The sequence below is a fragment of the Chromatiaceae bacterium genome (assembly GCA_024235395.1).
In the GTDB taxonomy this organism is placed as follows: domain Bacteria; phylum Pseudomonadota; class Gammaproteobacteria; order Chromatiales; family Chromatiaceae; genus Thiosocius.
This window is the reverse complement of sequence record JACKMK010000005.1, coordinates 1-1,662: the sequence shown is the minus strand read 5'-3', so window position 1 is coordinate 1,662 and position 1,662 is coordinate 1. Positions and strand designations below refer to the sequence as shown.

At 62.2% G+C, this 1,662-nt stretch carries 3 protein-coding genes; 1 reads left to right on the top strand and 2 read right to left on the bottom strand.

Features of this window, described 5'->3' with window-relative positions; genetic code table 11:
- A partial coding sequence (locus H6955_22225; GenBank protein ID MCP5316289.1) for a hypothetical protein occupies positions 1-502 on the bottom strand: 502 nt, incomplete at its 3' end.
- The gene (locus H6955_22220) at positions 503-1,186 is read right to left on the bottom strand and encodes a transglutaminase-like cysteine peptidase (protein ID MCP5316288.1); all 684 of its coding nucleotides are present in this window, start codon (positions 1,184-1,186) and stop codon (positions 503-505) included.
- A gap of 92 nt (positions 1,187-1,278) precedes the next feature.
- Here H6955_22220 and H6955_22215 point away from each other — a divergent pair.
- Positions 1,279-1,662 (top strand): class I tRNA ligase family protein (locus tag H6955_22215; protein MCP5316287.1); only part of this gene is annotated, 384 nt, incomplete at its 3' end.

The window sequence follows — 1,662 nt, the reverse complement described above, 5'->3', positions numbered from 1 at the left end:
CCAGCGCGGTTTCGATCGCGACCCGCGCGGCGGCGTCCAGGCCAGGGAAGTCGCGCGTGGCGGCGATCACCTTGCCGCTTGCGTCGAGCAGGCCGATACCCCGGCGACCGGTGGCTTCGATGTTCGCGCGGATGCCTTCCCGGCCGGTGTGTTCGAGATATCCGGAACGGTCGGCAGCGGCGACCAGCAGATCGCGCAGCCAGCTCAGTTCCGGGCTGGTATCGGCACCAGTCTCGGCATACAGAATCTGCGAGAGGTAGAGCTGCAACGAGGTGTTGTCGGCAATCTGTATCGCGACCTGGCGCTGCGCGTCGAGCCAGCGCGTGACCGCGTCGACGCGGCTGTCCGCGATCACACCCAGGCGATCCTCCCAGAGTTTCGTCTCGCGTTCCTGTTCGCGATCGACGACGCGGGTGACCCCCCAGACACCACCGATCAGGAACAGCACGAGCAGACCGAAGGCGATCAGCGTGGAACGACGTGAAGAGGACTCGGAGCGCATCTAGTAATTGTCCATGTCTTTGGGAACACCGATGTAACTCCACCAGTGGTTCTCGTTGATCGAGTAGTACGGGAGCATGTGATGGACACGGCCAGTATCGACAACCTTGTCCTGATTGCTGTCCAGCAGCCAGAACCGGTCGTCGGCCTCGACGACCAGCACTGCGTGGTCCGCCCGCAGATTGGTGTCACGCACGATGGTGAGTCGCAGGGCATCCGGCGGGAGTCCGAGCAGCCGCAGGGCGTAGTACTTGCTGATCGAGTAATCCTCGCAATCACCACCGTCGTGGCCATAGAACTGGAATTGCGTGGCCCAGTAATCGCTGACGCCGTACAGATCGAAATCGGTGATGTAGGTCAGCCGGTTGACGTACTCGTGCACGAATTCGATCTGGCGGCGCAACGGCAGCTTGCGGGCACGGTCAGCGATTCCAACCAGCTTCCGGTAATGGCATTCGTGGAGTCCTTCCTCGACGCACGGCGGACCATCGGGACCCGCATCGATCGTGCGTTGCTGTACCTCGCTCCACTTGGGGAACATGCTGGCGCTGGGTGAATGGATCTTCGCCGGGTAACCGAACACCGCTTCCAGCTCGCCAGCGGCCAGCGCCGGGCAAAGCACCGCGGCGGCGAGAACGACCAGCCGAACAGTGCCACCGAGGCGGGTTCTTACCGGATTGCGCATGGGGTATCGTAAGCGACCTTTTTCGCCCGTCTCTTTCGCGTTCCGCGACCATTGCCGGTCGGGCAACCGCCGACCTGCCGCCAATATCTGCAATGCACGAACAATACGCCCCCGCTGATATCGAAACCGAAGCCCAGTCCTTCTGGGAGCTTAACCAGTCCTTTCAGGCTGTCGAAGACCCGAATCGGGAAAAGTTCTACTGCCTGTCCATGTTCCCGTATCCGAGCGGCAAGCTGCACATGGGCCATGTGCGCAACTACACCATCGGCGACGTGATCGCGCGGCATCAGCGCATGCTCGGCAAGAACGTGTTGCAGCCGATGGGCTGGGACGCCTTCGGTCTGCCGGCGGAGAACGCCGCGATCAAGAACAAGGTCGCGCCGGCGAAGTGGACCTACTCCAATATCGACCATATGCGCGCACAACTTAAGCGCATGGGTTTCGCCTACGACTGGTCGCGCGAGCTGGCCACCTGC